This window comes from Streptomyces sp. NPDC047049, assembly GCF_040643995.1.
Lineage (GTDB): Bacteria > Actinomycetota > Actinomycetes > Streptomycetales > Streptomycetaceae > Streptomyces > Streptomyces mooreae.
The window spans coordinates 102662-129039 of sequence record NZ_JBEYVM010000005.1 but is presented as its reverse complement, the minus strand read 5'-3'; the positions used below and the strand labels follow the sequence as shown (position 1 = coordinate 129039).

Sequence of the window (26378 nt, the reverse complement as noted above, 5' to 3'; positions counted from 1 at the left end):
GCGCCACCGACGACTACGTGACCTGGGACGACGCGTTCGCCAGCAGATCCCGTGAGGGTGACTGAGCCTACGCGAGTTCCTTCCGCATCAACGGGCAGATCGTTTCGTAGCGGCCCAACGATCCATCAGGGGCTTGCTCGTCCCACGAGTCCGGCTGACGGGCGTACGCGACGTATCCCAGTCGTTCGTATCGTGCACGTGCCCGGGGGTTGTTTTCCTCCACAGCCAGCTCAGACTGCCGCAGACCGCGGTTCCTGATCCGCAGTTCTGCGGCTGCGACAAGGAACGTGCCAATCCCACACGATTGCAATGCGGGGTGGACCGCCAGTTGCCACAACGTGCCGGCACCGTCCTTGACCTGATGGTCGACGCCACCCTTCGCCACAGGGATGTTGGTTGCGGGGCAGACCGCAAGGTAGTCGACCTCACCGATCCGGGCACGTTCCAACTGCTTGGCGACGCCAGCCAGGCGGTGGTCAGACCCTGCCCACCTGCACGACGCCAAGTCCGCATGCACCAAGTCACGGGCTGACAGCTTCAACACAACGTTGGTCATCTTCAGTACCTCCGGCGAGCCGGCTTGCACGCCGATCACATGGGACGCAAAGCCGTTTCCTCGGCCTGCGCTCCTGGCTCACCGGTCACCCCGTTCGCAAGGGCCGGCCGCGGGGCCTGCCGCTGGAGGACCGAGTCCTGCCCGGCAACCGCAACGACTGCAAGGTAGGGGAACTGTAGGGGGCGAAAGCCGCCGTCGGTACGACCACCGTCATCGCGGACGGCGGCTACCGCGGCACCGGCCTGGTCATCCCACACCGTCGAGAGAAAGGCCAGAGCGAACTACCCGCGTCATCATGGCTGCTCCCGGCGCTTCGGCCCGCATCGGCCGCTATGGGCGTCCGAGGAGTTGGCTGCCGGCCGTGTTGTCGGTGCGGGCGGTGAAGTAGGCGGTGAAGGCCTGGACGAATTCGTCTTCGGTGATGCGGCCGTCTCCATCGTGGTCCAGTTGGCGGAAGCCGTGGTTGAGTTCGGCGGGGTGGACCCGGGAGCCGCCGAAGATCGTGCGGTACTCATCGGCACACAGATGTCCGCTGCCGTCGGTGTCCGCAGCGTGGAATACCGCCCGCACCGCGACATGCAACCCCTGCTCGAGATAGCCCGGCCCGGCGTCGATCCCGGTGAGCATGGCGGTGACGAAGTCCTCGCAGGTCACCTCTCCGTCGTGGTCAGCGTCCATGCCGGTCCGCAGGTGCTGCCACCAGGTCTCGAAGGCGGCATAGACGCGGACTTCGCGTTCAGGGGTGAGTTCGAGCGGCCAGCACACGTTGTGCGCCATGGCCTGCAGATCGGCCGAGCTGATGCGGCCGTCACCGGTCTGGTCGAGGACCAGGCGGAAGAAGGTGCGCAGACGCGCCGGACGGCAATCGGCACCCTTGCGGCGGCGTGGTGCGGGAAGCCGGACAGGGCTTGCCTTTGGCGGGGAAGGACGGTCGGTGGAGGCGGTGGGAGGCTCCGAAATCGAGGAGTTGCCCGCCAGTGGGGTGCGGTAGCGGCGCTGCTCGGGCAGCGCATTCATCAGCACGCGCATCCCACGGTGCAGGAGGAAGGACAGCAGGGCCGCACGGCGGGTTCGGGGCACGTTGAAGCGCTCGCGGAAGGCTTCCGGCAGGTCCGCGATGGTCAGCGCACCGATCACGTGGGCGGCCACCGTGCGCACAAGCGGCCAGGCCGGCTTCAGGTGGCCGAGGCGGCGGGGCGCGGGTGCTTCACGGAGCATGTCGAAGAGCAGGTAGCGCACGGGTTCGCTGTATTCGAGGCGCTCGCGGATCGTGCGGTCCATATACGCGGGCACGTCCGCGGCGGTGGCCGGGAACAGGTCGTCGGAGAGGCCGAACTCGGTACACACCGCTCGGAATTCTCCGTACATCTGATCCAGTTCAGGCGGCGCCAGCGGGCGTCCGGACAGTTCCCGCATCGCCGTCATGCACTCGTACAAGGTCACCAGTACCCACACCCGCACCGCCGGGTCCAACGCTGTGAACGGCCTGCCCTGCTCGTCGGTCCCGGCCAGACGGCGGTGCGTGCGCTCCAGACGGGCAACCTCACGGCGTAGCCCTTCGCGGTCGGAGAAGAACAGCCGCTTCCCGCTGTCCATGGTGTGCTCGATACGCCGCCACGGGTGCGCGCGGTAGGTGGAGAAGTCAGCCATGCCGGCGGCGACCGCCGGATCCGCGGTCTGCAGAACCAGCAGCCGCCACGCCACCAACCCGATCCGCCACTCCCCCAGCGTGCGGCGCAGCAGCGAGTCAGGACCGGGAAGATCAGCGGTAGCCAAGGGAACGTCTCCTCAAGCACGTGTACAGGAATGGGCAGGGGACGCCCGAAGAGCGATCATCCGGCTATCCGCCCAACCCAACGGTCCTACGTGAATCCGGAAGCGGCCAGGTTCCCGAATTCACCCGTCCGAGACGCGCCCCAGGGCCGCGGAAACGGGCGCGCGCTTCCGGGCTCCGCCTGGTGCACGCCTCGGGCTGCACCTGGGTGGCTCATTCCAGCCCCCGGTGCCCTCGACTGACCGAGATCCCGGTATCGCACTGAGTGCCCATTGCGCTACCTTCCGTGATGCATGTGTTGCTCGACCTGCGGGGACGTCGCCGGGCGGGTGGTTCCCGGCGTGTACCGAACGCCTGCACCGCATCACCGGTCCATAACGTCCCGGGGAGTACTACTCGGTCGCCGGACAGCCACGGGCCCGCGGCCAAAGGAAGGCACATATGGCCACCGCTGCTCGCCGCACGGCTCCTCCCACCGCTCCCGGACGCCTTCCGCTGATCGGCCACGCACTCGAAATGTGGCGGCGTCCCCTGGAATTCCTCGATTCCCTCACCGCGTACGACCAGATCGTTGCCGTCTACCTGGGCCCCACACCGACCTACGTCCTCGCCGGACCTGAGGTCGTCGACCGGGTGATGGTCGCCGAGGCCGGCCACTTCGCAAAGGGCCGCTCCTTCGAGAAGCTCCGCGACTACCTCGGCGAGGGCCTCGCCACCTCCGAAGGGCCCTTCCACCTCCGCCAGCGGCGCCTGATGCAGCCCGCCTTCCATCACCGGCAGATCGATCACTACGCGCGAGTCATGGCGCGGCTGGCCGAAGAACGAGTCGCCTCCTGGCAGGCCGGACAGGTCGTCGACGTCACCCAGGAAATGATGGACCTCTCCCTCGCCATCGTCACCTCCACGCTGTTCTCGACCGCACTCGACGAGCACATCGCCGCGGACATCCGCCACGACGTGCCCGTCGTGCTCCGCGGCGTGTACAACCGGGCCATCGATCCGACCGGCCTTTGGCAGAAGCTCCCCACGCCTGGCAACCGCCGCCTTGCGGCCGCACACGACCGGCTGCGCCGGGCCATCGACCACCTCATCCGCACCCGGCGCACCCGCCTCGCCGCCGAGCAGCCGGACCTGCTGTCGATGCTCCTGCAGGCCCAGGACACCGACAGCGGCAACACCATGACCGACCAACAGGTCTACGACGAGCTCATCACCCTGTTGGTCGCCGGCACGGAGACAGTGGCAGGCGGGCTGGCATGGCTCTTCCACGAGCTGGGCCGGCACCCCGCCGTCGACCGGGAGCTCCACGAGGAGCTGCGGACGAGGAGCGGAGAGGCGCCTTCGTTCGAACACCTCGGCCATCTCCCGTATACGCGGCGGGTGGTGGAGGAGTCGCTGCGCATGCGCAACCCCGGAGGCGTCACGATGCGACGAGCGACCACGGAGGTCGAACTCGCGGGCTACCGGTTTCCTCCAGGTGCCGAGTTCATGTTCAGCGCCCTCGTCCTGCACCGGAGCCCGCACCACTTCCACGACCCCTTGACGTTCCATCCCGACCGCTGGCTGCCCGGCCAGAAGGCCGCTCCCCGCGGCGCGTTCCTTCCCTTCGGCGCCGGACGGCACAGGTGTATCGGTGAAGCGTTCGCGCGCGCGGAAATGACCACGGTGGTCGCGACCCTGGCGCGCCGGTGGCGTCTGGAGCCGCTCCCGGAGGCGCAGGTGCGGGGAGTCATGACATCTACCAACCACCCCGCCAACCTCCTGATGAGAGTCGTTCCTCGCGAAGTGAGGTGACACCGCGGCAGGCCGTCACCGGCGCACCAGCGACAAAGGTGACAGCAGCACCGCCCCTGCCCCGACGGCAGGGCGGAGCCTGCCGGTGGCGGCCGGGGCCCCGACGGTCTCCTTCCGGATGCCGCCCCGCATGACTTCGGCGGCATGCCCACCGGTCATTCACGGCCACGACGCCGCAACGCTGTGATCTGGTCACGCCATGCAACGCCATCATTCATGCTGCCGAGGCCCGCCCCTCCCTCCACCCCTGGGGGCAATACGCACCACAGGCCCTCACGCTGCGGCCCGCCAACTCAGTGCCTTCCTCATACGTACTTCGGCATGGCTGCGTCCGACTTCGACCATTTCATGGCGTCGGCGGCGATCAACCAGGCGTGGCGTTCTTCGAGCGGACTGGCCGAGAGACCGCGCGCCGCACACGACGCTCTGCGTGAGAGCGTTGGCTGAGGATACGGGGCAGGAGAGGCAGCGAATGGACATCGGCAACGCGGCGCTGGTCGTGATCGACATGCAGAACGGCTTCGTGAACCACCACAGCCGTGATGCGGTGCCCGCCGTGTGCGACTTGGTGGCCCGATGGTCCGCCGCCGACCGGCCCGTGATCTTCACCCGCTACTTCAACTATCCGGCCAGCCCGTACGAGCGGTTCCTCCGATGGGACCGTCTCCAGGAGCCCCCCGAGACGGACCTCGTCCCGGACCTCGCCGAAGCCGCCGACCACGCCCACGCGGTCATCGACAAGACCGGGTACACGCTCTTCACCCCCGATGCTGCCGAGCTCATTCGCCAGGCAGGCTGGACCGACCTGGTCTTCTGCGGGATCGCCACCGAGAGCTGCGTGCTGAAGTCCGCCGCCGACGCCTTCGAGCACGGCTACGCGCCCTGGATCGTCACCGACGCCTCCGCAAGCGACGCCGGCCCGGACGTCCACGACGCCGGGCTCGTCGTCGCCCGCCGCCTGATCGGCACCGGGCAACTCGTCACCGCCGACCAGGTGATGGGCCAACTCGCTGCGTGTGTACGGACCACGACGCTGGAATAGCGCTGGACACCGGCACGTGCCTGACCGCCCGTACGCGACCATCGCCACGGCGTCGGCCCCCTCCAGCCTCAACCTGCCACCGCTCTGGCAGGCGGACGCTAACGGCTGCGGCTCGCGGATGACGCAGCGACGGCCGCCCGATCATGTTCGGGGCGGGTGACCGGACGTAGCCCGCGGACGGCGAGGACGATCAGCAGGCCAAAGGCTGCGAGGGCGGTGAGCGTGCGCATGTTGTTGAACAACTCCCAGCGCCCCAGGATCTCTGCGTGCTCGGCCGGGGCTGAGGTAACCGCCCATCGCTTGATGCGGCCGTTGATCGGCACGTTGCCCAGCCGGGTTATCAGGAAGGAGGCGAGCGTCAGCAGACTTGCCGCACCCGCGATCAGACGGGCGCCGCCGCGTGTCAGGACGGCGAGTGTCAGGGAACTGAGGAACGCCGTGCCCATCGCCGCCTGCATGGTGATGCCGTTCATCTTCATCAGTTCGGCATGGAACGACAGCCGCATGCCGAGCGGTACGGCATCGAAGGTGGGGACGAGATTGGCCGCTCCGTAGCCAAACGCGCCGGCGAGGAGACCGGCGGAGAGCAGGGCGAGTCCGTGGACGAGTCTGATGCGCATATTCGTCGGCTCCAGTGCGTTGGCTCTTGGGGGCGCGTGTGATCGGCTCAGGTAGGTGATGAGCCGGGTGCCGGGGCTGCCACCAGCGCGGTGTTCGGCGGCACTCCCATGAAGGCAAGGGTTGCGGGCTACCCGCTATAAGTCCAAGACCTTGATCTTCTGGCATCCAGAAACGTCTCTTATGGCAAGTGAGGGCCTGGTTCGCGCTCGCGCGGCGGGTTCACCGCCGAACTCCATCTGAGCACGGACGGCCGCTGTCGCCCGCTGTCCCCCGTTTCGTACGCCCTGCGTGCCTCTTGCTGCGGTCCGGCGACTACTGGCAAGGTCGAAGGTGCCCTCGGCCGTGTAGAACTTCGTGGCGAAGCCGCGGGTGTCGCGGACCGTGTCGGCCGAGCCCCTCGATCCCAGCACCGTGGAGAACCGCACGAACACCGGCGTTTCGACGCCCTCGGCAAGGAACGCCGCTTCGGTGATCTTCGCCGCGGTGCCGTAGGCGCGGAAGACTCCGCGCGCGGCCGCACCGCGGGCGTGGACCACCCGCTCGGGGATCCGTTCGTGGTCGAAGTGGGTGATCTTCTCCCGCAGGTGGTGGTCTTGCAGCAGCACCGGTCCGCGGGGGCCCGCCTTGAGGGAGTGGTTGGTGTCGTGCAGCCGGTCGCCCTGGGCGGTGGTCAGGAACGGGCCGGCCTGCGCCATCGCGGCTCGGTCCGCACCAGTGGCCTGGCCGGTGGGGCCCACGGTCTCCGGCCCCTCCTGGTCCGGCTTGCGGGGCAGCGGACCGCGCACCTCGGTGGGCTCGTCCACCGGCGGCGGCTACAGGCCACCTGGAGCAATCCACGCCGGCCCTCGCGTTAGCCGTGCCCCCTCGGGGGAACCCGTGTCCTGTGGCTGCCCACAGCATGCGGACCGGCGGAAGGTGGGGCGATGGGACACGACGCAGGCACCGCAGACGGCGGAGCCTCGGGGCTGCGGACCGAAGCCCTGCGGCGGGCTCTGTCGGAGCGGGTCGAAGGCGAGGTCCGTTTCGACGCGGGGAGCCTGGGTGCCTACTCCACCGACGGTTCGAATTACCGGCAGGTGCCCATCGGGGTGGTGGTGCCCCGGAGCGTCGAGGCCGGGGCAGCGGCGGTCGCGGTGTGTGCGGAGTACGGGGCGCCGGTGCTCTCCCGGGGCGGCGGGACCAGCCTGGGTGGGCAGTGCACCAATACCGCCGTCGTCATCGACTGGACGAAGTACTGCAACCGCTTGGTGTCGTTAGATGCGGAGCGGCGCACCTGTGTGGTCGAGCCGGGCATCGTCCTGGACGAGCTCAATCGGCAACTTGCCGATGTGGGGCTGAAGTTCGGCCCCAAGCCCTCGACGCACAGCCACTGTTCGCTGGGCGGGATGATCGGCAACAATGCGTGTGGGGCCTCGGCGCAGGCGTACGGCAAGACCGTGGACAATGTGCGGCGGCTGGAGGTCCTCACCTACGACGGCGTCCGGATGTGGGTCGGGCCCACCTCGGACGAAGAGTACGAAAGGGCCGTGGCCTCCGGGGGCCGGCGTGCGGAGCTGTATGCGGGAGCGCGCGAGCTCATCGGCCGCTATCGGGGTGACGTCCGCCGGGGCTTTCCGAAGATTCCGCGGCGGGTGTCGGGCTACAACCTCGACTCACTGCTTCCGGAGAACGGCTTCGATCTTGCCCGCGCCCTGGTGGGCAGCGAGGGCACGCTCGTCACCGTGCTGCGGGCCGAGCTGGATCTCGTCCCGGTGCCGGCGTGCGAGTCGATGGTGGTGCTCGGCTACCGCGACATCTGTACCGCGGCGGACGAGGTGCCGCGCCTGCTGGAGTCGTGCCGTCCCACGCAGCTGGAGGCGCTGGACGGGCGGATGGCGCAGCTGATGCGGGAAGAGGGCGCCTATCTGGACTCGCTGGAGCGGCTCCCGGAGGGCGACAGCTGGCTCCTGGTGCAGTTCAGCGGGGAGACCGTGGCGGACGTCGACCAGCAGGGCCGCGATCTGCTGCGGGCGCTGGGGCGCGACGCGGACGACCCGTCGGTGGTGTTCTCCGACGATCCGCAGCGCGAGCAGCAGATGCTCAGGGCGCGCGAGGCGGGTCTGGGGGTGACCGCGCGGCCGCCCGACGACCGCGAGACCTGGGAGGGCTGGGAGGACTCGGCCGTTCCGCCGGAGCGACTCGGGGACTACCTTCGCGACCTGAAAAGGCTCTTCGGTGAGTTCGGCTACGACCACCCCTCCCTCTACGGCCACTTCGGCCAGGGCTGTGTGCACACCCGTATCCCCTTCGATCTGAAGAGCGCCGACGGCGTGGCCGACTTCCGCCGGTTCCTGCTGCGCGCCGCCGAACTGGTGGTGTCGTACGGCGGGTCGCTCTCGGGGGAGCATGGCGACGGGCAGGCGCGCGGCGAGCTGTTGCCGACGATGTTCGGGGAGCGCCTGGTGGCCGCGTTCGGGGAGTTCAAGGCGCTGTTCGACCCGGACAACCGGATGAACCCCGGCAAGGTCGTCGCCCCGCGCCGGGTCGACGAGGGGCTCCGGCTGGGGGCTGCCTGGCGCCCTGCGGATCCCGCTACGCACTTCGGCTACCCCGAGGACGAGCATTCCTTCCGCCGCGCGGTGCTGCGCTGCGTGGGCATCGGCAATTGCCGGTCCCACAGCGGCGGGGTGATGTGTCCGTCCTACCGGGCCACCGGCGAGGAGGAGCATTCGACCCGGGGCCGGGCGCGGCTGCTGTTCGAGATGCTCGACGGCCATCCCGATTCGGCCGTTCCCGATGGCTGGCGCTCGACGGAGGTGCGCGACGCGCTCGATCTGTGTCTGGCCTGCAAGGGATGCAAGTCCGACTGCCCCACCGGCGTCGACATGGCGACGTACAAGGCCGAGTTCCTCTCGCACCACTACGCCGGTCGGCTGCGTCCGGCCGCGCACTATGCGCTGGGCTGGCTGCCGTTGTGGGCCCGGCTGGCCCGCGCGGCCCCGCGCCTGGTCAATGCGGCACTGCACGCACCGGGGCTGGCGCGGCTGGGCAAGCGGGCGGCGGGCGTGGCGGCGGAGCGGGAAGCGCCCGCCTTCGCCGAGCAGAGCTTCGCCGAGTGGTTCCGGTCCCGGGGCGTGCCGCAGCCGGACCCCACGGATCCACGGACGGTGGTGCTCTGGCCGGACACGTTCAGCAATCACCTCCATCCGAACGTCGCCAAGTCCGCGGTGCGCGTCCTGGAGGACGCGGGCTTCCGGGTCGCCGTCCCCGAGCGGAGCGTGTGCTGTGGGCTTACGTGGATTTCCACCGGGCAGCTGAACACGGCGAAGCGAGTGCTGCGCCGGACCCTCGAGGTGCTGAGCCCGTGGCTGGAGGCGGGCACCCCGGTCGTCGCGCTGGAGCCCTCGTGCACCGCGGTCTTCCGTGCCGATGCGCCGGAGCTGTTCCCGGGGAATCTGGATGTCCAACGGCTGGCCGGGCAGGTCCGCACGCTCGCCGAACAGCTCGTGCATCACGCCCCCGAGGGCTGGCGACCACCACAGGTGGCCCGGACGGCGGTGGTCCAGCCCCACTGCCACCAGCATGCCGTGCTCAAGGATGACGCCGACCGGGAGCTGATGCGCCAGGCCGGGCTGGAGGCCGAGGTGCTGGACGCCGGCTGTTGTGGCCTGGCGGGCAACTTCGGCTTCGAACGCGGCCACTACGACCTGTCGATGGACATCGGGGAACTGGGAGTACTGCCCGCCGTGCGCGAGGCGTCGCCCGGCGCGCTGGTTCTGGCCGACGGCTTCAGCTGCCGCACCCAGATCGCCCACGGCAGCACCGGCCGGGCCGCACTGCACCTGGCCGAAGCGCTGGCGCTCGCCCTTGACGGCCCCTCCCCCGCCCACTATCCGGAACGGCTCGCCGACCGCCCGCACCCCGATGTCCGCGACGCCCGCCTGGTCACCGCGGCAGCCCTCGCTGCCGCGGGCGCGACGGCGATCGCGGTGGGCGCGGCGTTCGTGCGACGACGCACCTGACCTGGAAAAAGGAGTTTCCGTGTCGAACAAGGTCTCCGACTACATCCTTGAGCGCCTGCGCGAGTGGGACGTCGAGCATGTCTTCGCCTATGCCGGTGACGGCATCAACGGGCTGCTTGCTGCCTGGGAACGCGCGGAGAACAAGCCGAAGTTCATCCAGGCGCGGCACGAGGAGATGGCAGCCTTCCAGGCCGTCGGGTACGCGAAGTTCTCCGGCAAGGTCGGTGTCTGCGCGGCCACCTCCGGGCCCGGCGCGATCCATCTGCTCAACGGCCTCTACGACGCCAAGCTCGACCACGTGCCGGTCGTGGCGATCGTAGGCCAGACCAACCGCAGCGCGATGGGTGGCTCCTACCAGCAGGAAGTCGATCTGCAGAGCCTGTACAAGGACGTCGCCTCCGACTTTTGCGAGATGGTGACCGTCCCCGAGCAGCTGCCGAACGCCATCGACCGGGCGATGCGTACCGCCTACGGCCGGCGGACGGTGACCGCGGTGATCGTGCCCGCGGACGTCCAGGAACTGGACTACTCGCCGCCCACCCACGACTTCAAGATGGTCCCTTCCAGCCTCGGCATCGCTTCGTACGCACCCGTGCCCACGGAGGACGACCTCGCCCGCGCCGCCGACGTCCTCAACGCCGGAGAGAAGGTCGCCATCCTGATCGGGCAAGGTGCCCGCGGTGCGCGTGCGGAGGTGGAGCAGGTCGCAGATGTGCTCAGCGCGGGCGTGGCCAAGGCGCTGCTGGGCAAGGACGCGCTCCCCGACGACCTGCCATATGTCACCGGCGCCATCGGCCTGCTGGGCACCCGCCCCTCGTACGAGCTGATGCAGGACTGCGACACGCTGCTCGTCGTCGGGTCGAGCTTCCCCTACACGCAGTTCATGCCCGAGCTGGACCAGGCGCGGGCGGTGCAGATCGACATCGATCCGCACATGGTCGGGATGCGCTACCCGTTCGAGGTCAATCTCGTCGGCGACGCCCGGGCGACCCTGCAACGGCTGCTGCCCCAGCTCAAGCGGAAGAAGCACGGTGAGTGGCGCAAGAAGATCGCCAAGGACACGGCGCGCTGGTGGGAGGTGATGGAGCGGCGGGCCGCCGTGGAGGCCGAGCCGATCAACCCGGAATATGTCGTGCACGCACTGGATCCGCTGCTGCCGGAGGATGTCATCCTGGCCGCGGACTCCGGCTCGGCCGCCAACTGGTACGCCCGCCACCTGCGGATGCGCGGCACCATGCGCGGTTCCCTGTCCGGAACGCTCGCCACCATGGGGCCTGGTGTGCCGTACGTCATCGGCGCGAAGTTCGCCCACCCGGACCGGCCGGCGCTGGCCCTCGTCGGGGACGGCGCGATGCAGATGAACGGCCTGGCAGAGCTCATCACGGCGGCCAAGTACTGGCAGGAGTGGAGCGATCCACGGCTGATCGTCGCCGTGCTGAACAACCAGGATCTCAACCAGGTGACGTGGGAGCTGCGTGCGATGTCCGGCGCCCCGCAGTTCCTCGCCTCGCAGTCGCTCCCGGACGTGCCCTACGCCGACTTCGCGCGGTCCATCGGGCTCGGCGGCGTCCGGGTGGAGAAGCCCGGCGACGTGACAGACGCCTGGCGCCAGGCACTCACCGCCGACCGGCCCTTCGTCATCGACTTCCGCACCGACCCCGCCGTCCCGCCGATTCCCCCACACGCCAGCCTCGAGCAGATCGAAGCCGCGACCAGCGCGGTCCTCAAGGGCGACAGCGACCGTACGGCGATGGTCAAGCAGGGCTTGAAGGCCAAGGTCCAGGAGTTTCTCCCGGGCCGGAAGCATCACCAGGACTGACGGTGAGTCACCTCCCAGGGGGCGCGGACCCCGTTGTCGACTCGGTCACCACCTCGGTCTACCACGTTCCGACCGATGCCCCCGAGGGCGACGGCACGCTGGCCTGGGACTCCACCACGATGGTCGTGGCGCAGGTCCGCTCCGGCGGCACGATGGGCCTGGGCTACACCTACGGAGCCGCGGCCACCGCCCAGGTCATCGACGAGCAACTGGCCGGCCTCGTGACCGACCGCTGCGCGCTGGATGTGCCCGGCGTCAACGAGGCGATGTCCCGTGCGGTGCGCAATGACGGGCGGCCCGGCCTGGTCGCCGGCGCCATCTCGGCCGTTGACATCGCCCTGTGGGACCTCAAGGCACGGCTGCTTGAGCTGCCGCTCGTCGGGCTGCTGGGGGCGAGCCGCACCGACGTACCCGTGTACGGCAGCGGCGGCTTCACCACGTACGACGACCAGCAGCAGGACCGGCAGCTGCGCACCTGGGTCGCGGAGCAGGGCATTCCGCGGGTCAAGATCAAGATCGGTGAGTCGTGGGGTACCGCGGAGCCACGCGATCGACGGCGCATCGCGCTCGCCCGCCGGAGCATCGGCGACGCCACGGAGCTGTATGTCGACGCCAACGGTGCCTTCTCCTGTAAGCAGGCCATCCGGCTCGGCCCGTACCTCGACACGCACGGCGTCACCTGGTTCGAGGAGCCGGTCTCCTCCGACGACACGGCCGGCCTGGCACAGGTCCGGGCCGGCGTCGCGGCCGAGGTGACGGCCGGGGAGTACGGCTACACGCTGCCGTACTTCTGGCACCTCCTCCAGGCCGGTGCCGTGGACTGTCTGCAGGCCGACGCCACCCGCTGCGGCGGCCTGACCGTCTGGCTGCGGACCGCAGCGCTGGCCGAGGCGGCCGGTCTCCAGATCTCCGGCCACTGCGCACCGCATGTCCACACCCATGCGGCCGCCTCGGTCCCCAATCTGCGGCACCTGGAGTGGTTCCACGACCATGTGCGCATCGAGAACCTGTTCTTCAGCGGCGTTCTCGATCCGGCGGGCGGGACCGTCCGGCCGGGCGACGACCGGTCGCCCGGCCATGGGCTTACGCTGTGCGCCGACCGTGCCGACCCGTACCGCATCGCCTGAGGGCGCGACGACGATGACCACAAACCACCGGCCCGGCGAAGACCCCCGCTATCCGCCGCAGGACTTGGGCAGTTATGCGCTGCTGGCTGACGGCGAGCGCGGCGCGCTGGTCGGTCCACGCGGCGAAATCTGCTGGATGTGTGCGCCGCGATGGCATGACGACGCGGTGTTCGCCACGCTCATCGGAGGCGGTGGGTTGTACGCCGTCACCCCGGCGGAACCCTTCGTGCCCGGAGGCGCGTACGAGGACGGTTCGTTGATCTGGCGCAGCCGGTGGGTGACGCGCAGCGGCATCGTCGAGTGCCGCGACGCCCTGGCCTTCCCCGGGGAAAGCGGGCGGCTGGTACTGCTGCGGCGCATCGTCGCCGCCGACGGGCCGGCCCGGGTGCGGGTGGTGCTGCATCCGGTGGCGTCCTATGGGCGGGAGCGGATGCACGGGGTGCGACGCGGCGCCGAAGGCGAGTGGCAGGCACGGCTGGGCGGCCTGACACTGCGGTGGTCGGGCGCCGAGGACGCCCGGCCGGACGACGAGGTCGGCGACCGGTTCACGCTGGAGCTGAACCTGGCGGAGGGCCGGCAGCGCGATCTGGTACTGGAGCTGAGCGCCGGAGCGCTGCGTACGCCGGCCGTCGAACCGGGGCGCGCCTGGGCGGCCACGGAGCGCGCCTGGGCCTCGGCGGTCCCCGCTCTCACCGACACCGTCGCGGTCCGCGATGCCCGGCAGTCGTACGCGCTCCTGCGCGGCATGACGAGCGCCGAGGGCGGGATGGTCGCCGCGGCCACCACCAGCCTGCCCGAGCGCGCCGAGGAGGGCCGCAACTACGACTACCGGTACGTCTGGATCCGCGATCAGGCCTATGCGGGCCAGGCCGTGGCCGCCGCCGCCCCCGGCCCGCTGCTGGATGACGCGGTCCGCTTCACCACGGCCCGGCTGCATGCCGACGGACCGGGCCTCAGCCCCGCGTACACCGTGACCGGCCACCCCGTCCCCGACCAGCACCCGCTCGACCTGCCCGGCTACCCCGGCGGCTTCGACCGGATCGGCAACCACGTCAACCGGCAGTTCCAGCTCGACTGCTTCGGCGAGGCACTGCTGCTCTTCGCCGCCGCGGCCGAGCACGGCCGACTGGACGACGACGGCTGGGCGGCCGCCCGCATCGCCGCGGACACCGTTCGCCGACGGTGGCGGGAGGCGGACGCCGGAATCTGGGAACTGGGCAACCGCAATTGGACCCACAGCCGCCTGATCTGCGCCGCCGGCCTGCGCCGCATGGCCGGCGCAGCCCCTCGCGGCCCGGCCGCCCGTGACTGGTCCGGCCTGGCAGACGCCATCCTCGCCGACACTGAAAAACGCGCCCTGCACCCCGACGGCCACTGGCAGCGCTCCCCCGACGACCCTTCGCTCGACGCTGCGTTGCTGCTGCCGTCCGTGCGAGGCCTGCTGCCGCCCGACGACCCCCGCACCCAGGCCACCCTCCGCGCCTACACCACCCACTTGACCGACGGCTTCTTCGCCTACCGCTTCCGGCACGACGACCGCCCCCTCAGCAAGGCCGAAGGCGCGTTCCTCCTGTGCGGCTTCGTCACCGCGCTCAGCGAACACCAGCAAGGCCACGAACTCGACGCCTACCGCTGGTTCGAGCGCAACCGCGACGCCTGCGGCGCACCGGGCCTGTACGCCGAGGAGTACGACGTCGCCCAACGCCGGTTGCTGGGCAATCTGCCCCAGGCATTCGTCCACGCCCTGCTCCTCGAAGCCGCCGCACGGCTGGCCCGCCCGGAGGCCACGCTGCCCGAACCGCCGCGGCCCCCCAAGACCGCCCCCTAGCCGAAAGAAGCCGACCGCTCATGCCCCCGACAGTCGTCATCACCGGCGCCAGCGCCGGAATCGGCCGCGCGACCGCCCTTCTCTTCGCCGAACGAGGTGCGAACGTCGTACTCCTCGCCCGCGGAACCACCGGTCTGGACGCGGCCGCGGCCGAGGTCGAGGCCCTGGGCGGACGAGCCCTGGCCATCCCCACCGATGTCGCCGACCACGCCCAGGTCGAGGCGGCGGCACAAGCCGCGGAAGAGGCATTCGGCCCCATCGACGTGTGGGTCAACAACGGCTTCGTCTCGGTCTTCGCCCCGTTCACCGAGATCGAACCGGACGAGTACCGGCGGGTCACCGAAGTGACCTACCTGGGGTTCGTCAACGGCACCCGCGCCGCACTACAACGCATGCTTCCCCGGAACCGAGGCACGATCGTGCAGGTCGGCTCAGCACTCGGAGAACGCTCCGTGCCACTGCAGTCGGCCTACTGCGGAGCCAAACACGCCATCAACGGCTTCACCTCCTCCCTGCGCACCGAACTCCTCCACCAAGGCAGCAAAGTCAGCGTCACCCTCGTGAAGATGCCCGCGGTCAACACCCCGCAATTCGCCTGGGTGCTCTCCCGGCTCCCCCGTCACCCGCAGCCGGTAGCACCGATCTACCAACCGGAGGTCGCCGCCCGCGCCATCGTCCACGCGGCCGGCCACCCCCACCGCAAGCAGTACGCCATCGGCGCGTCGACCCTCGCCACCGTCCTGGCCAACAAGCTGGCCCCGGCCCTCCTCGACCGGTATCTCGCCCGCACCGGGTTCGACTCCCAGCAGACCGACGAGCCGGCCCCGGCGCACCGGCCCAGCAACCTCTGGGAACCCATGGACGGCGAGGACGGCCACGACCACGGCGCACACGGCACCTTCGACGACCACGCCGTCGCCCGCTCGCCCGTCACCGCGCTGGCCCGCCACCCTGCCCCGGTGGCGGGCGCCCTGCTCGGCCTCGGCCTGGGGGCGGTCGCCTTGACCCGGGCGGTGCTGCGGCGCCGGGAGGGCTCCTAGCCAGGGCCTGTCGTCAAACTCCCGCCTGGATCAGCGTGTGCACCACGGGAACAACGAGACTCGCCGAAGGGAGGAAGCCGGCCTCCCGGAGCCCGCAAGCCGGGCACCTCGGGGGCGCGTCCGGGAGCCGGCTTCCGGTTTCGGCCGTTCATTCGAGCCGTTCGTTTGAGCCGTCCGGCTGCGGTCCGTGCGTGGGAGGAACGAGGCGGGGGTACCCGGCCCGTGCTCTGCGACTGGCAGGAGTGGTGAGGTGAGTGGTGCATCGAGAACCGTCGAAGTCGCTGCCGCGTGCGGGGGGGTGCCCAGAGCCTTGGAGATGTAGTGAGTCTGGAGGAGAAATGAACCTGCGACGCACCCCGGTACTGCGTGCCTGGCAGAAGTGGCGTCGTCCACGCGATCTGCCGGTGCCCTCGAACTCCTTCGATGTGGAGGACGCGAACCGACGGTTCGTCATATACGGGGTCCTGCCCCTGTGGTTCGTGCCGGCAATGGCGGACTGGATCATGCACCGGCGTACCCGGATCGAAGACACCACCGGAACGCGTGAGTCAGCACTGCATGCACTGATGATGACGGAAGCAGGCGTCCCCGTGGCGATGGGCCTGCTCGCCAAGGTGAATCCGCTCGTGCTCTCCGTCATGGGGGGTGCCGCTATCACTCATGGAGCCACGGCGCTCTGGGACGTGAGCATGGCGACCGACGAGCGCGAGGTCCGCCCGGTGGAACAGCACATTCACAGCTTCCTGGAGGTCCTGCCGCTCGCGGCGCTGGCTTTCACGTGTTGTCTGCACACGGACCAGGTCCGGGCCACGCTGCGTGGGGGCGACAATCCCGACGACTGGAAGCTGCTCCCCAAGGAAAACCCCCTGTCGGCCAAGTACTTGGCCGGCCTCGGTCTCGCCATCGGTGCCTGCGTCGCTCTCCCTTACGCCGAAGAGATGACACGGTGCGTCGAGGCGGCCAGGGCCCGGAAGGCATCGTGAACCACGGCGTCGGGCGAACCGGCCGCCCCGATGGCCCGAAACAACTCCCCGCCCCACGAAGATCGCCACCGGGGCCCGGGGGCCCGGGACTTCCAGCAGACCCAGGACGGACCACGACGGCACAGCCGGTCGTCCTGGTGTGAGCCTGAGGTCGGGCAGTCCCAGGCCATGAGCGGCATCACGGCCGCATGCCGGGGCCCGTCACACGCGGGTCTGGATGGTCGACACGAGGTTTGGCGGCGCACGGTTGCGGCTACACAGTGAGGCGCGGTGGTGGGCCGGGACCCGCCGCCGGCCGCCAGTGTCTCGGAGGGTCGATGTCGCAGCTGGACCACGACAGGCGGCGGGAGCCGCAGGACGCCTCCCAGAATCCGCGCGTCAAGGCAGGTAAAGCGATCCGGAAATACATGACGACCACCGATCACAAGGTGATCGGCAATATGTATCTCGTCACCTCCTTCGGCTTCTTCCTGTTCGCCGGCATTCTGGCGATGCTGATGCGCGCGGAGCTGGCCAGACCGGGCATGCAGATTGTCAGTAATCAGCAGTACAACCAGCTTTTCACCATTCACGGCACGGTCATGATGCTGCTCTTCGCCACCCCGACGTTCGCCGGGTTCGCCAATGCCGTCATGCCCCTGCAGATCGGCGCACCCGACGTCGCCTTCCCGCGGCTCAACGCCCTGACGTACTGGCTGTTCGTCTTCGGCGGGCTGATGGTGGTGTCGGGTTTCGCCGTGCCGGGCGGATCGGCTCCCTTCGGCTGGTTCGCCTACGCACCGTTGAACAGCGAGGTGTTCTCGCCGGGCGCCGGCGGCGATCTCTGGGCAGCGGGCCTGGTTGTCGCCGGCCTCAGCACCACCCTCGGCTCGGTCAATTTCATCGCCACCATCATCACGCTGCGCGCCCCCGGAATGACGATGTTCCGGATGCCAATCTTCACCTGGAATATCCTCTTCACCTCCATCCTGGCGCTGCTCGCGTTTCCCGTGCTCACCGCCGCACTCCTCGCGCTCCTGGCCGACCGGAGGCTGGGCGCGCACGTCTATGACGCGGCCAATGGCGGGGCACTGCTGTGGCAACACCTCTTCTGGTTCTTCGGCCACCCCGAGGTCTACATCGTTGCGCTGCCGTTCTTCGGCGTGGTGACCGAGATCGTGCCCGTCTTCAGCCGCAAACCGGTCTTCGGGTACGTCGGTATGGTCGGCGCGACGATCGCGATCACGATGCTGTCCGCCACGGTGTGGGCGCATCATATGTTCGCCACGGGCGCGGTGCTATTGCCCTTCTTCTCCCTGATGTCCTTCCTGATCGCGGCACCGACCGGGGTGAAGTTCTTCAACTGGATCGGGACGATGTGGCGGGGCAGCCTTTCGTTCGAGACGCCGATGCTCTGGGCCATCGGATTCATGGTCACCTTTCTGCTGGGCGGGCTCAGTGGCGTACTGATCGCCTCACCACCCCTGGACTTCCATGTCACCGACACATATTTCATCGTCGCGCATCTGCACTACGTACTGTTCGGCACGATCGTCTTCGCGATGTTCGGCGGCTTCTACTTCTGGTGGCCGAAATGGACCGGCCGGATGCTCGACGAGCGACTTGGCAGGATTCACTTCTGGACGCTGTTCGTCGGCTTCCAGACCACCTTCCTCGTCCACCACTGGCTCGGGGAGATGGGAATGCCGCGCCGCTACGCCGACTATCTCGCCGCCGACGGCTTCACCCTCCTGAACACCATTTCCTCGATCGGTGCGTTCCTGCTGGGTCTTTCGACGCTTCCCTTCCTCTACAACGTCTGGAAAACCGCCAAATACGCGCCCACAGTGCAGGTTGACGATCCCTGGGGATTCGGACGGTCGCTGGAGTGGGCCACCTCGTGTCCGCCGCCCCGGCACAACTTCGTGGCGCTGCCCAGGATCCGCTCCGACTCGCCCGCGTTCGACCTCCACCACCCCCAGTATCTCGAACTCGCCCCGAGTGAACGCGGAGCGTCGGAACCGACGCCGGACACCTTGGGGGACAAACAGAAATGAAAACCGAGGCGTATCTGTTCGCGGGGGTGGCCCTTTTCTTCCTGCTCACCGATGCGGTGTACATCTGGCTCGCCCGGGAACCGGCCGGCGTTGCCGCGCTCACGGTGTCCTGCTTCATGGCGGTCGTCATCTCATTCTTCTGCGCCATGAACTACCGCCGCAAGGGCGAACGCCCAGAGGACCGGAAGGAATCGCAGATCCACGAGCGCAGCGGCCCACTGGACTTCTTCCCGCCGCACAGCGGCTACCCGATCGTGGTCGCACTGGGCGTGGCACTGCTCGCCCTGGGCCTCGTCTACGCGGTGTGGCTGATCCTCATCGGCCTCGGCGTGACCGCGGCCGCGGTCTTCGCAATGGTCTTCGAATTCGCCCGCCGCGACGACTGAACGCGCCCGCCGGGCCAGGGGGGCGACGCGAGGAGGAGCCGCCAAGGATTCCTCCTAGGAGCTCTCTTCCTCTCCGCCGCGGCCCGCACCGGCTACCGGGTCCATCGTCCTGCCAGAGATTTGGAGGCGCTCCTCCGCTGTGGCCGGCATGTCGACCCGGTCGCGGTAGTACCAGGCGCTCAGCGCGGCGCGCAGCCGCTTCCGTCGCGGTGCCCGATGCCCCGGATGCTCCAGCGGCTCGGGCACGTCCCTCACCAGCAGGCGGTAGCGCTGCTCGGTATCCAGCGGGAGGTGCCTCTCCCCGATCCCGCCGTAGACGTTCTGGCTGACCTGACCGGTCTCCTCGCCCTCCTCCAGCAGCTGGCGGTCATGGGCCTGCAGGGCCAGGCAGAAGCGTTTGGTGATCAGGAACGCGAGGATCGGGCCGAGGACCACCGCAATCCGGAAGACCCAGGTCAGCACCTCGACCGACACCTCGAAGACCGCGGCCACCACGTCATTGCCGCCTGCCACCAGCAACACGGCGTAGAAGACGATCGCCGCGACCCCCAGGCCCGTACGGGTGGGACGATCACGCGGCCGGTCGCAGAGGTGGTGCTCCACCAGGTCACCCGTCACCCACTTCTCGAAGTACGGGTAGAGGTAGAGCACCAGGAAGAGCAGACCGGGCAGTACCACCGCCGGGAGGAAGACGTTCCACATGATGGTGTGCCCCGCCACGTTGGTCTCCCAGGGGGGCATCAGCCGAAGCGCCCCTTCGAGGAAGCCCACGTACCAGTCCGGCTGGGCATCGGTGGACGCCTGGTCCGCCACATAAGGACCGTAGTCCCACACCGGATTGATCTGGGCCACCGCCGCCAGCCCGGCCACCACCCCGAAGACCATCAGGCACAGGCCGCTGGACTTCGCGGTGAATTGCGGGAACATGGGCTGGCCCACGGCGTTCCGATTGGTCCTCCCCCGGGCCGACCACTGAGTGTGCTTCAGGTAGACGACCATCACCAGATGCGCACCGAGCAACGCGATCAGAATGCCCGGCACGAACAGCACATGCACCGTGTACAGCCGGGGGATCAGGATGTGTCCGGGGAACGACCCGCCCCACAGGAAATAGCTCAGATACGTCCCCACGACGGGGAGGGACAGCACAATGGTGTTCGCGGTCCGCAGGCCCGTCCCGGACAGCAGGTCGTCGGGGAGGGAATAGCCACAGAAACCCTCCAGCAAGGCCAGCAGGAAGAGCGTCACTCCGATCATCCAGTTCAATTCACGGGGGCGGCGGAAGGCCCCGGTGAAGAACACCCGCAGCATGTGGACGCCCAGCGCGGCCACGAAAACCAGGGCCGCCCAGTGGTGCATCTGCCGGATCAGCAGCCCGCCCCGGACGTCGAAGCTGATGTCGAGGGTCGACGCATAGGCGTCCGTCATCATGAGCCCATCCAGCGGGCGAAACGCACCGTGGTACGTGCGCTGACTCATGCTGGGTTCGAAATACAGCGTCAGGTAGCTTCCGGTCAGCACCAGCACCACGAGGCTGTACAGCGCGATTTCCCCCAGGAGGAAGGACCAGTGGTCCGGAAAGGCCTTGCGCAGCAGTTCCTTCGCCAATTCGGAGACCGGCGCCCGGCGGTCCAACGCGCTGTAGCTGGTGACCGCCGCCTGGCGGCCCTGTGCCGCAAGCCGGGCCTTCTGCTTCTGGAACAGCATGCTCCACTCCCTCTTCGCCCTTAGGGGGTGCCTCCCTGGGGCGGCGCCGCACCGACAAGCACGCCCGGCGGATGCCCGTACCGCGCGCGGCCCATCGAACTCGCCTCAACGGCCGCCACCCGCCGCGCTCCGCGTACGGGCTCAGTCGGCCGTCCGGTCAGGGGGCAGGAGTCCTTGGCGCCGGCGCCTCGTTTCGGTCAGCTCGTTCCTCGCCCGATCGAGTTCCGCCCGGACCAGGGTGGCCGCCTTCGGGACAACCGCTCCGCAGCCTCGCAGGGTCCGCCAACCGGGTCCCGGCGGACCGGGAACCGTCTTTGGTCCGGATGCTGCCCGGTCATCACACGAGCCCTTTCTCGACGCACACCACGAGCGCACCGCCTAGCCGTAACACCTTTACGACGCCGCCAAACGGGGTGGGGTCCGATGCCACTCACCTGCGCGCCGCTTTGCGGCACATGGCCGTCCGGGCGCGCCCGGCGGCCGACGCGGGGCAGGCCGGTGCCGCCCTCCGGCGGAGGACGCTCTGTCGCGTGGTGGCTCTTCGGTCGGCATGGGCATCTCCCGCGGTCAGGAAGGACTGTCGGGGCGGCCGGTCAGGAGCGCCCGGTGCGGCCCCGCCGGGTGAGGAAGTCCCGTACGCCATCCAGCAGGCCGAGGCCGGGGCTCACCGCACGGGTGGCCTGGGCGGAGTGCGGGGCGTTCGGCCGGGGCCGGGTCGGGGCGCTGTTCCTCGCCCGCCGGACCTTCTCCCCGAGCTCCTGCCGGGTGTCCGCGGGGCAGGTGGCCTGCAACCGCGGGAAGAGCCGTTGTTCCTCGTCGAGGATGTGGCTGGTCACCCGGGTCGACAGGGTCAGGAGCAAGACCGTGAAGTCCTCGTCCTGCGGCTCCCGCTGCTCCAGGTCGTGCAGCAGCTCCTCGATGCGCTCATGGTCGGAAAGCTCCTTCTCGGCCCACCGCCCCCCGTGCGCCACATAGTCCCGTACGGCGGGGTACAGGTACTCCTTCTCCACGACGGAGTGCCGGACCAACGCCGCGGACACCTGCTCGACGAGGGCCTTGCGAGTGGCACTTCCCGGTTCTGCGGCGCGGATGCGGTCGAACAACCGCTGCACCGCGCGATGATCGGCGGTGAGTTCCGCTATGACGTCCGGGGCGGCTGCCATCGGTCAGCGTACCTTCGCGTAGGTGCGGCGCGGATCCACCGGAAGCGCCGCCATGACGCCGGCGGGCCGCAGGGTCATGTCCTTCACGAACGACGGCTGCTCGTGGTGCGCGTGCAGCCGACTGCCCAACGCGGCGATGCGCCGACGTGTCGCCTCGCGGTGCTTCTCCAGCGGCTTCCTGAGTCCCGGTGCACGGGCCGAGGCGGTGAGGGAGCCCAGGGCGGTCGCGATCAGCCGCTCCACAAGCCGGGTCTCCTTGAGGTGCCGCAGGTACTGACCTCCTGCCGTTCTGCCGCTCATGGCCCACCACTCTCCCGGACGGTCTCGCACATCATTGCCATCTTGGAGTAACGCGCCGCGTCGGGCGCGCTGAAAGCTATCTGCCCTTCGGGCACACCGCGGGAATTGGTCGACACTCCCAGTACCCAGGTGCGGACGAGTGTTACGAAGCCGCTGTTTCTCCAGGAGCCACGGAGAGGGCCGCGCCGCGCTCGCAGCGCACGATCCGGTCGGCCACATCGTGTTTCCGGGCCTCGGCGAGGAAGTCCTCGAGCGGTGAAGAGAACGCGGTGTAGTCGTCGTAGTGGATGGGCATCGCTTTGCTCGTCGGGAGACGGGAGGCGAGTTCAGCGCCCTGGGCACCGTCCATGGTCACCATGAATCCGCCCGGCAGAAGTGTGCCCCCAAGATGGAGAACGGTCAGGTCCAGATGCGGGTAACGGCTGCATATCTCAGCGAGCCCGTCGTACAAAAGGGTGTCCCCGGTGATGTACAGCCGGAAGCGTACCGGCCCCCCGGCAGGGCCGAACTCCAGCAAACTCCCCATCACCGGTGGAAGCAGGAATCTCAGCGCGCCCTTGGCGTGGCGGCCCGGCAGCGCTGTGATCCTTACCTGGGTGTCTTTGCTGACCAGCGTATGGTCCTGCCAGGTGCGGAGCCCCACGGTGCGGGAGAAGCGATGGAGGCCGTGCAAGCGCCGCGAGGCGTGCGGTGTGGTGATGACCGGAAGCGATTTGTCGAGGTGGCGCCGCGCGGTTCGGTCCCAATGGTCGCCATGCAGGTGGGAGAGCACTATCGCGTCGAGGCCCGGCAATTCGTCGACGTTGAGGACGGGTTCGGTGAGGCGACGGCTGACTAGGCCGTAGCCGAGATATGCGTACTGTCCGCGGTGCAGAAAGTTGGGGTCGGTCAGCAAGGTGAGGTCGCCGAAGGACAGCAAGGTCGTGGCGTTGCCGATGAAACGGAGGGTGACCGAGTCGCCCGATGGATCCGTCATCCGGTCCTCCTCGGGGTACGAGCACGCGAGGCGTCCGACGTCGGCACTCTCCCATTGTCGCTTCTGCGGACCGCTGACGCCCATGCGCCGCTCACGTGCGGGGTCGCATCGCATGACCAGCGGTGGGACCGTTGGAGAAGGGCGAACCTGTATCAACGAGCGTCTTCGCCGTCGAGGTCACCGGGGCCCCGAAGACCGCACCGGCGGCCGCTGGGCTGCGAAGGGAGGCCGTCATGGTGGACGATCCCCACGGCAAGGAGAGCGGTGCCTCCGGTCTGAAGGTGGTTGTCGTCGGGGCTACGGGCAACGTCGGCACCAGCGTCGTACGGGCACTGAGCGAGGACCCCGCCGTCGGATCCGTCCTCGGCCTGGCCCGGCGGCCCTGCGATCTGCCGGTCGCCAAGACCCGGTGGTCGTGCGTGGATGTAGGTGACCCGGAGGACGGCCTCGAAGGCCACTTCCGGGGCGCGGACGCGGTGATCCACCTTGCCTGGCTCTTCCAGCCCACGCATGAGCCCGTGATCACCTGGCGCACTAATGTGTCGGGGAGCATGCGGGCCTTCGAGGCGGTGGCGGCTGCCAAGGTGCCGGTCCTCATCTACGCATCGTCGGTGGGCGCCTACTCGCCCGGGCCGAAGGACAGGTACGTCAACGAGTCCTGGCCCACCCACGGCTGGCCCGAGGCAGCTTACTGCCGGGAGAAGGCCTACCTGGAGCGGGTGCTTGATGCCTTCGAACAGCGACACCCCTCAGTGCGGGTGGTGCGGATGCGCCCCGGCTTTCTCTTCAAGCGCGAGTCGGCCTCCGAGCAGCGCCGGCTGTTCGCCGGGCCCCTGCTTCCCCAGCGGCTGGCCCGCAGCGCTCTGATCCCGGCTCTTCCTGATGTCCCCGGCCTGCGATTCCAGGCCCTGCACACCGACGACGCAGCCGACGCCTACCGCCGCGCGCTGCTACGCCCGGTCCACGGAGCCTTCAACCTCGCCGCCGACCCGGTCATCGATGCCAAGGAACTCGCCGATCTCCTGCACGCCCGCGCTGTGCACCTCCCCTTGCCACCGCTGCGCCACGCCCTCGCCGCGGCGTGGCACCTGCATCTCATCCCTGCCTCCCCGCAGCTGTTCGACGCGGTGCTGCGACTGCCGCTGCTGGACACCACCCGGGCCCGCACCGAACTCGAATGGACTCCACGGTACAGCGCGACCGAGGCCATCACCGAGTTCCTGCACGGACTGCAAGAGGTTGCCGGAGCGGACACGGCCCCGCTGACCCCACAGCTGCACGCCGGCCGGGCCAGAGAACTGGTCACAGGAGTCGGGCAACGCCCCTGAGGAAGGAGCGGCACTCCAACCCTGAGCCGGTCTAGCCGAAGTGCCTCGTTCGCGCCTTTCTGAACGGGCGCCGCAGCTACCCGGCGGGCACAGGGCCGACGAAGCCACACCGCCGAGGACGTCTTCCTCCCGGAGCGCCGCCAAGGACCCGGCCGGCTGCCCGGCTGGAGCAGCGCGACTCTCGCTACGTCGGACGTGTCTCGCTACATCGGGGGGCGTTGCCGACCCGGCCCGCGTCGTCAATTCGAGCCGGGTGCTCGGCACGCCTTCAGCGGCCGACGGCCTTGCGCAGTTGTTCCTTATTCCTGGTGGAGCGACCGTCGACGTTCTTTTTCTTGGCCTCTTCATAGAGCTGGTCGCGAGTCGGTCCCTGGGGTCCGCTGCGGGAGCGCTCGCCGCCACGCTGCGAGGCGGATTTGCGGTCGCGGGTAGAGGTCTTGCCGGCGGAACGGCGTCTTTCGTCCGGTCCATCAGGGCGGCTACGGGCCCGAGTGCGATGTTGGCCCCGGCCGACTCCACGCCGGGGTGCGGCCGGGTGGGGCGAAGGGTATGGACGGCTTCCCGAAACGGGAGGACGACCGCCCCGGCACGGGCCAGTGACGCGCCTGGAACGGAGGAGCTCCGGAAGCCCCGCTGGGCCAGCACGCACCGACCCGCCGGAGGCCCATCCCACGCCCCGGCCCTGGGGGTCTGCTGCCCGCCGGTCCTCAGCGCGCCCCATTCAGGCCGCTGGGCGAAGATGGAGGTGAGGAGCAGAGGCTTGAGATCATAGTGGTCCTGTTTTCCGCGCCTCAGGTGCCGGAAAGGAGCTTTACCTTGACTGATCCCGACTTTTATTCACGTGATCGGCCGGATGACGCTGATCTACCGGAAGACCGGCCTCGCGGAGGCGGGCCGGAGAACCCGCGAAGAGGGCATCGCACCATCCTCATCCTGACCCTGGTGCTCATTGTTCTTATCATTATCGGCACGATCCTTATCTTTTGATGCACCCTGCCGACCTGGGTGTCAGGACGGGTGGTGGATGCCGCATATTTCAGCCAGTGGCCGGCAGCCCTTCCCGTAGATGCGCGCAGACTCGGGTGATGAGGCGGGAAACGCGGATCCGGGAAAGGCCCATTTCCTTGGTGTCCCGGAAATACCGCCTGATCCCACCGTGAATGTACGGGACGACCAGCGTGGTGAACTCCACACCCCGCGAGGCGTCATACCGGTCGATAGCCTTGATCAAACCAATCGCGCCGACCTGCAGTATGTCCTCCATGGATTCGTTATGTCCTCCATGGATTCGTTTCGGCTGGAGAAGCGGCGAGAGGGCTTCGAGGAGGTCGCCGACCTGGGGGGCGGGCAGGGCGCGGGCGGCGTCCAGGACGCTGTCCTCGGCCCCAATGCACTCGGCGGAAGCAGTGGTCAGCTCCGCGACCACATCTCCGCCATGTCCCACAACGTTCCGCCTTTCCCTATGGAGCCGACTGGTCCGGCTCTCGTACCACGGGTTCCCGACCCCGCGGGGAAGCCACACCGCCGGGCCCTCGATCGCTTTCCAGGAGGTAGGGCGCGGCGTGACGCGTGAAGGGCGAAGATCAACCCGGGCCTCGTCCCGACCCTCCTCAGCCGGCGGCCCCGCGCCCGTTTTTTCCGCTCAGTACGTCCGGCGGGCTCAGGACCGATGCCACTCAGCTCTCGGGCCGGGTGGCCCCCGGGATGCAAGAGGTCAGTGGCGGCCGCGGGCGCTGTCAGAAGCTCCGCCGAAGAGCCGCGCAACCGCGCGGAAGGGGAGCGTGACCACCGTGGCGACGGCGCCGCCGATGGTGCGAAGGACGTCTGCGATGGCCTTCAGCATGTGCGCGTCTCCACTCCTGCCGGGCCGCCCGGCGTGATGGGTGCTTGTGGCCGT

Annotated in this window: 20 protein-coding genes and 5 pseudogenes; 13 read left to right on the top strand and 12 right to left on the bottom strand. The window is 69.0% G+C overall.

The window, feature by feature from the left end; translation table 11 throughout:
- Positions 1–67 precede the first annotated feature (67 nt).
- The gene (locus tag ABZ851_RS14945; protein WP_361126581.1) at positions 68–556 is read right to left on the bottom strand and encodes a GNAT family N-acetyltransferase; all 489 of its coding nucleotides are present in this window, start codon (positions 554–556) and stop codon (positions 68–70) included.
- Between the two features lie 131 nt (positions 557–687).
- On the opposite strand from ABZ851_RS14945, the pseudogene ABZ851_RS14940 reads away from it, so the two are divergent.
- Positions 688–843: pseudogene (locus ABZ851_RS14940) on the top strand (IS5/IS1182 family transposase); the annotation flags it as partial.
- A 43-nt stretch (positions 844–886) separates the two neighbouring features.
- Here ABZ851_RS14940 and ABZ851_RS14935 read toward each other — a convergent pair.
- A complete protein-coding gene (locus tag ABZ851_RS14935) occupies positions 887–2332 on the bottom strand; it encodes an oxygenase MpaB family protein (protein ID WP_361126578.1) in 1446 nt (481 codons plus the stop codon).
- Between the two features lie 439 nt (positions 2333–2771).
- On the opposite strand from ABZ851_RS14935, the gene ABZ851_RS14930 reads away from it, so the two are divergent.
- Both ABZ851_RS14930 and ABZ851_RS14925 read left to right on the top strand, forming a co-directional pair.
- A complete protein-coding gene (locus ABZ851_RS14930) occupies positions 2772–4124 on the top strand; it encodes a cytochrome P450 (RefSeq protein ID WP_361126575.1) in 1353 nt (450 codons plus the stop codon).
- Positions 4125–4596: 472 nt separating this feature from the next.
- On the top strand, positions 4597–5166 hold the full coding sequence (locus ABZ851_RS14925) for an isochorismatase family cysteine hydrolase (RefSeq protein WP_361126572.1): 570 nt from the start codon (positions 4597–4599) through the stop codon (positions 5164–5166).
- Positions 5167–5264: 98 nt separating this feature from the next.
- On the opposite strand, the gene ABZ851_RS14920 is transcribed toward ABZ851_RS14925, so the two are convergent.
- Both ABZ851_RS14920 and ABZ851_RS14915 read right to left on the bottom strand, forming a co-directional pair.
- Positions 5265–5786, bottom strand: coding sequence for a DUF1772 domain-containing protein (locus tag ABZ851_RS14920; RefSeq protein ID WP_361126569.1), 522 nt, complete (start codon positions 5784–5786; stop codon positions 5265–5267).
- 321 nt (positions 5787–6107) lie between these two features.
- A pseudogene (locus ABZ851_RS14915) lies at positions 6108–6590 on the bottom strand (catalase); the annotation flags it as partial.
- A gap of 120 nt (positions 6591–6710) precedes the next feature.
- Here ABZ851_RS14915 and ABZ851_RS14910 point away from each other — a divergent pair.
- From ABZ851_RS14910 to ABZ851_RS14875, 8 genes are all read left to right on the top strand, one after another.
- Positions 6711–9788: an FAD-linked oxidase C-terminal domain-containing protein gene (locus ABZ851_RS14910; protein ID WP_361126566.1), complete on the top strand. Its 3078-nt coding sequence runs from the start codon at positions 6711–6713 to the stop codon at positions 9786–9788.
- Positions 9789–9807: 19 nt separating this feature from the next.
- Positions 9808–11607, top strand: coding sequence for a thiamine pyrophosphate-requiring protein (locus ABZ851_RS14905; protein WP_361126563.1), 1800 nt, complete (start codon positions 9808–9810; stop codon positions 11605–11607).
- A 2-nt stretch (positions 11608–11609) separates the two neighbouring features.
- A complete protein-coding gene (locus ABZ851_RS14900) occupies positions 11610–12734 on the top strand; it encodes an enolase C-terminal domain-like protein (protein WP_361126560.1) in 1125 nt (374 codons plus the stop codon).
- Positions 12735–12747: 13 nt separating this feature from the next.
- Entirely contained in the window at positions 12748–14562 is a 1815-nt protein-coding gene (locus tag ABZ851_RS14895; RefSeq protein ID WP_361126557.1) for a glycoside hydrolase family 15 protein, read from the top strand.
- 20 nt (positions 14563–14582) lie between these two features.
- Complete coding sequence (locus ABZ851_RS14890) at positions 14583–15602, top strand: SDR family oxidoreductase (RefSeq protein WP_361126554.1); 1020 nt, start codon at positions 14583–14585, stop codon at positions 15600–15602.
- A gap of 338 nt (positions 15603–15940) precedes the next feature.
- Positions 15941–16585, top strand: a complete 645-nt coding sequence (locus tag ABZ851_RS14885; RefSeq protein WP_361126551.1) for a diguanylate cyclase — start codon at positions 15941–15943, stop codon at positions 16583–16585.
- A 317-nt stretch (positions 16586–16902) separates the two neighbouring features.
- Positions 16903–18621 carry a cytochrome c oxidase subunit I gene (gene ctaD, locus ABZ851_RS14880; RefSeq protein WP_361126548.1) on the top strand — a complete coding sequence of 573 codons (1719 nt, stop codon included), beginning with the start codon at positions 16903–16905 and terminating at the stop codon, positions 18619–18621.
- Positions 18618–19007 (top strand): cytochrome c oxidase subunit 4, encoded by a 390-nt coding sequence (locus ABZ851_RS14875; RefSeq protein WP_361126545.1) that lies wholly within the window; start codon positions 18618–18620, stop codon positions 19005–19007. The genes ctaD and ABZ851_RS14875 overlap by 4 nt, the downstream gene beginning before the upstream one ends.
- Before the next feature lie 54 nt (positions 19008–19061).
- Here the strand turns inward: ABZ851_RS14875 and ABZ851_RS14870 are convergent, their stop codons facing one another.
- From ABZ851_RS14870 to ABZ851_RS14855, 4 genes are all read right to left on the bottom strand, one after another.
- Positions 19062–20714 (bottom strand): cytochrome bc complex cytochrome b subunit, encoded by a 1653-nt coding sequence (locus ABZ851_RS14870; protein WP_361126542.1) that lies wholly within the window; start codon positions 20712–20714, stop codon positions 19062–19064.
- A gap of 593 nt (positions 20715–21307) precedes the next feature.
- Complete coding sequence (locus ABZ851_RS14865; protein ID WP_361126539.1) at positions 21308–21877, bottom strand: hemerythrin domain-containing protein; 570 nt, start codon at positions 21875–21877, stop codon at positions 21308–21310.
- Between the two features lie 3 nt (positions 21878–21880).
- A complete protein-coding gene (locus ABZ851_RS14860; RefSeq protein ID WP_361126536.1) occupies positions 21881–22177 on the bottom strand; it encodes a DUF892 family protein in 297 nt (98 codons plus the stop codon).
- Positions 22178–22319: 142 nt separating this feature from the next.
- Positions 22320–23153, bottom strand: a complete 834-nt coding sequence (locus tag ABZ851_RS14855) for an MBL fold metallo-hydrolase (protein WP_361126533.1) — start codon at positions 23151–23153, stop codon at positions 22320–22322.
- A 233-nt stretch (positions 23154–23386) separates the two neighbouring features.
- On the opposite strand from ABZ851_RS14855, the gene ABZ851_RS14850 reads away from it, so the two are divergent.
- Positions 23387–24481: an NAD-dependent epimerase/dehydratase family protein gene (locus ABZ851_RS14850; protein ID WP_361126530.1), complete on the top strand. Its 1095-nt coding sequence runs from the start codon at positions 23387–23389 to the stop codon at positions 24479–24481.
- 268 nt (positions 24482–24749) lie between these two features.
- Here the strand turns inward: ABZ851_RS14850 and ABZ851_RS14845 are convergent.
- A pseudogene (locus ABZ851_RS14845) lies at positions 24750–24932 on the bottom strand (plasmid stabilization protein); the annotation flags it as partial.
- A pseudogene (locus tag ABZ851_RS14840) lies at positions 24929–25027 on the bottom strand (hemerythrin domain-containing protein); the annotation flags it as partial. The pseudogenes ABZ851_RS14845 and ABZ851_RS14840, both read right to left, overlap by 4 nt.
- Positions 25028–25297: 270 nt before the next feature.
- Here ABZ851_RS14840 and ABZ851_RS14835 point away from each other — a divergent pair.
- A complete protein-coding gene (locus ABZ851_RS14835) occupies positions 25298–25468 on the top strand; it encodes a hypothetical protein (protein ID WP_361126527.1) in 171 nt (56 codons plus the stop codon).
- Between the two features lie 139 nt (positions 25469–25607).
- Here the strand turns inward: ABZ851_RS14835 and ABZ851_RS14830 are convergent.
- Positions 25608–25751, bottom strand: a pseudogene (locus ABZ851_RS14830) (sigma factor); the annotation flags it as partial.
- Between the two features lie 444 nt (positions 25752–26195).
- On the bottom strand, positions 26196–26324 hold the full coding sequence (locus ABZ851_RS14825) for an LPFR motif small protein (RefSeq protein WP_361126524.1): 129 nt from the start codon (positions 26322–26324) through the stop codon (positions 26196–26198).
- Positions 26325–26378 lie beyond the last annotated feature (54 nt).

Coding starts and splice junctions, on each gene's coding strand:
- ABZ851_RS14920 (WP_361126569.1), bottom strand. CDS start 5,786: ATGCGCATCAGACTCGTCCACGGACTCGCCCTGCTCTCCGCCGGTCTC.
- ABZ851_RS14870 (WP_361126542.1), bottom strand. CDS start 20,714: ATGCTGTTCCAGAAGCAGAAGGCCCGGCTTGCGGCACAGGGCCGCCAG.
- ABZ851_RS14850 (WP_361126530.1), top strand. CDS start 23,387: ATGGTGGACGATCCCCACGGCAAGGAGAGCGGTGCCTCCGGTCTGAAG.
- ABZ851_RS14895 (WP_361126557.1), top strand. CDS start 12,748: ATGACCACAAACCACCGGCCCGGCGAAGACCCCCGCTATCCGCCGCAG.
- ABZ851_RS14855 (WP_361126533.1), bottom strand. CDS start 23,153: ATGACGGATCCATCGGGCGACTCGGTCACCCTCCGTTTCATCGGCAAC.
- ABZ851_RS14865 (WP_361126539.1), bottom strand. CDS start 21,877: ATGGCAGCCGCCCCGGACGTCATAGCGGAACTCACCGCCGATCATCGC.
- ABZ851_RS14885 (WP_361126551.1), top strand. CDS start 15,941: ATGAACCTGCGACGCACCCCGGTACTGCGTGCCTGGCAGAAGTGGCGT.
- ABZ851_RS14910 (WP_361126566.1), top strand. CDS start 6,711: ATGGGACACGACGCAGGCACCGCAGACGGCGGAGCCTCGGGGCTGCGG.
- ABZ851_RS14925 (WP_361126572.1), top strand. CDS start 4,597: ATGGACATCGGCAACGCGGCGCTGGTCGTGATCGACATGCAGAACGGC.
- ABZ851_RS14875 (WP_361126545.1), top strand. CDS start 18,618: ATGAAAACCGAGGCGTATCTGTTCGCGGGGGTGGCCCTTTTCTTCCTG.
- ctaD (WP_361126548.1), top strand. CDS start 16,903: ATGTCGCAGCTGGACCACGACAGGCGGCGGGAGCCGCAGGACGCCTCC.
- ABZ851_RS14825 (WP_361126524.1), bottom strand. CDS start 26,324: ATGCTGAAGGCCATCGCAGACGTCCTTCGCACCATCGGCGGCGCCGTC.
- ABZ851_RS14945 (WP_361126581.1), bottom strand. CDS start 556: ATGACCAACGTTGTGTTGAAGCTGTCAGCCCGTGACTTGGTGCATGCG.
- ABZ851_RS14860 (WP_361126536.1), bottom strand. CDS start 22,177: ATGAGCGGCAGAACGGCAGGAGGTCAGTACCTGCGGCACCTCAAGGAG.
- ABZ851_RS14930 (WP_361126575.1), top strand. CDS start 2,772: ATGGCCACCGCTGCTCGCCGCACGGCTCCTCCCACCGCTCCCGGACGC.
- ABZ851_RS14890 (WP_361126554.1), top strand. CDS start 14,583: ATGCCCCCGACAGTCGTCATCACCGGCGCCAGCGCCGGAATCGGCCGC.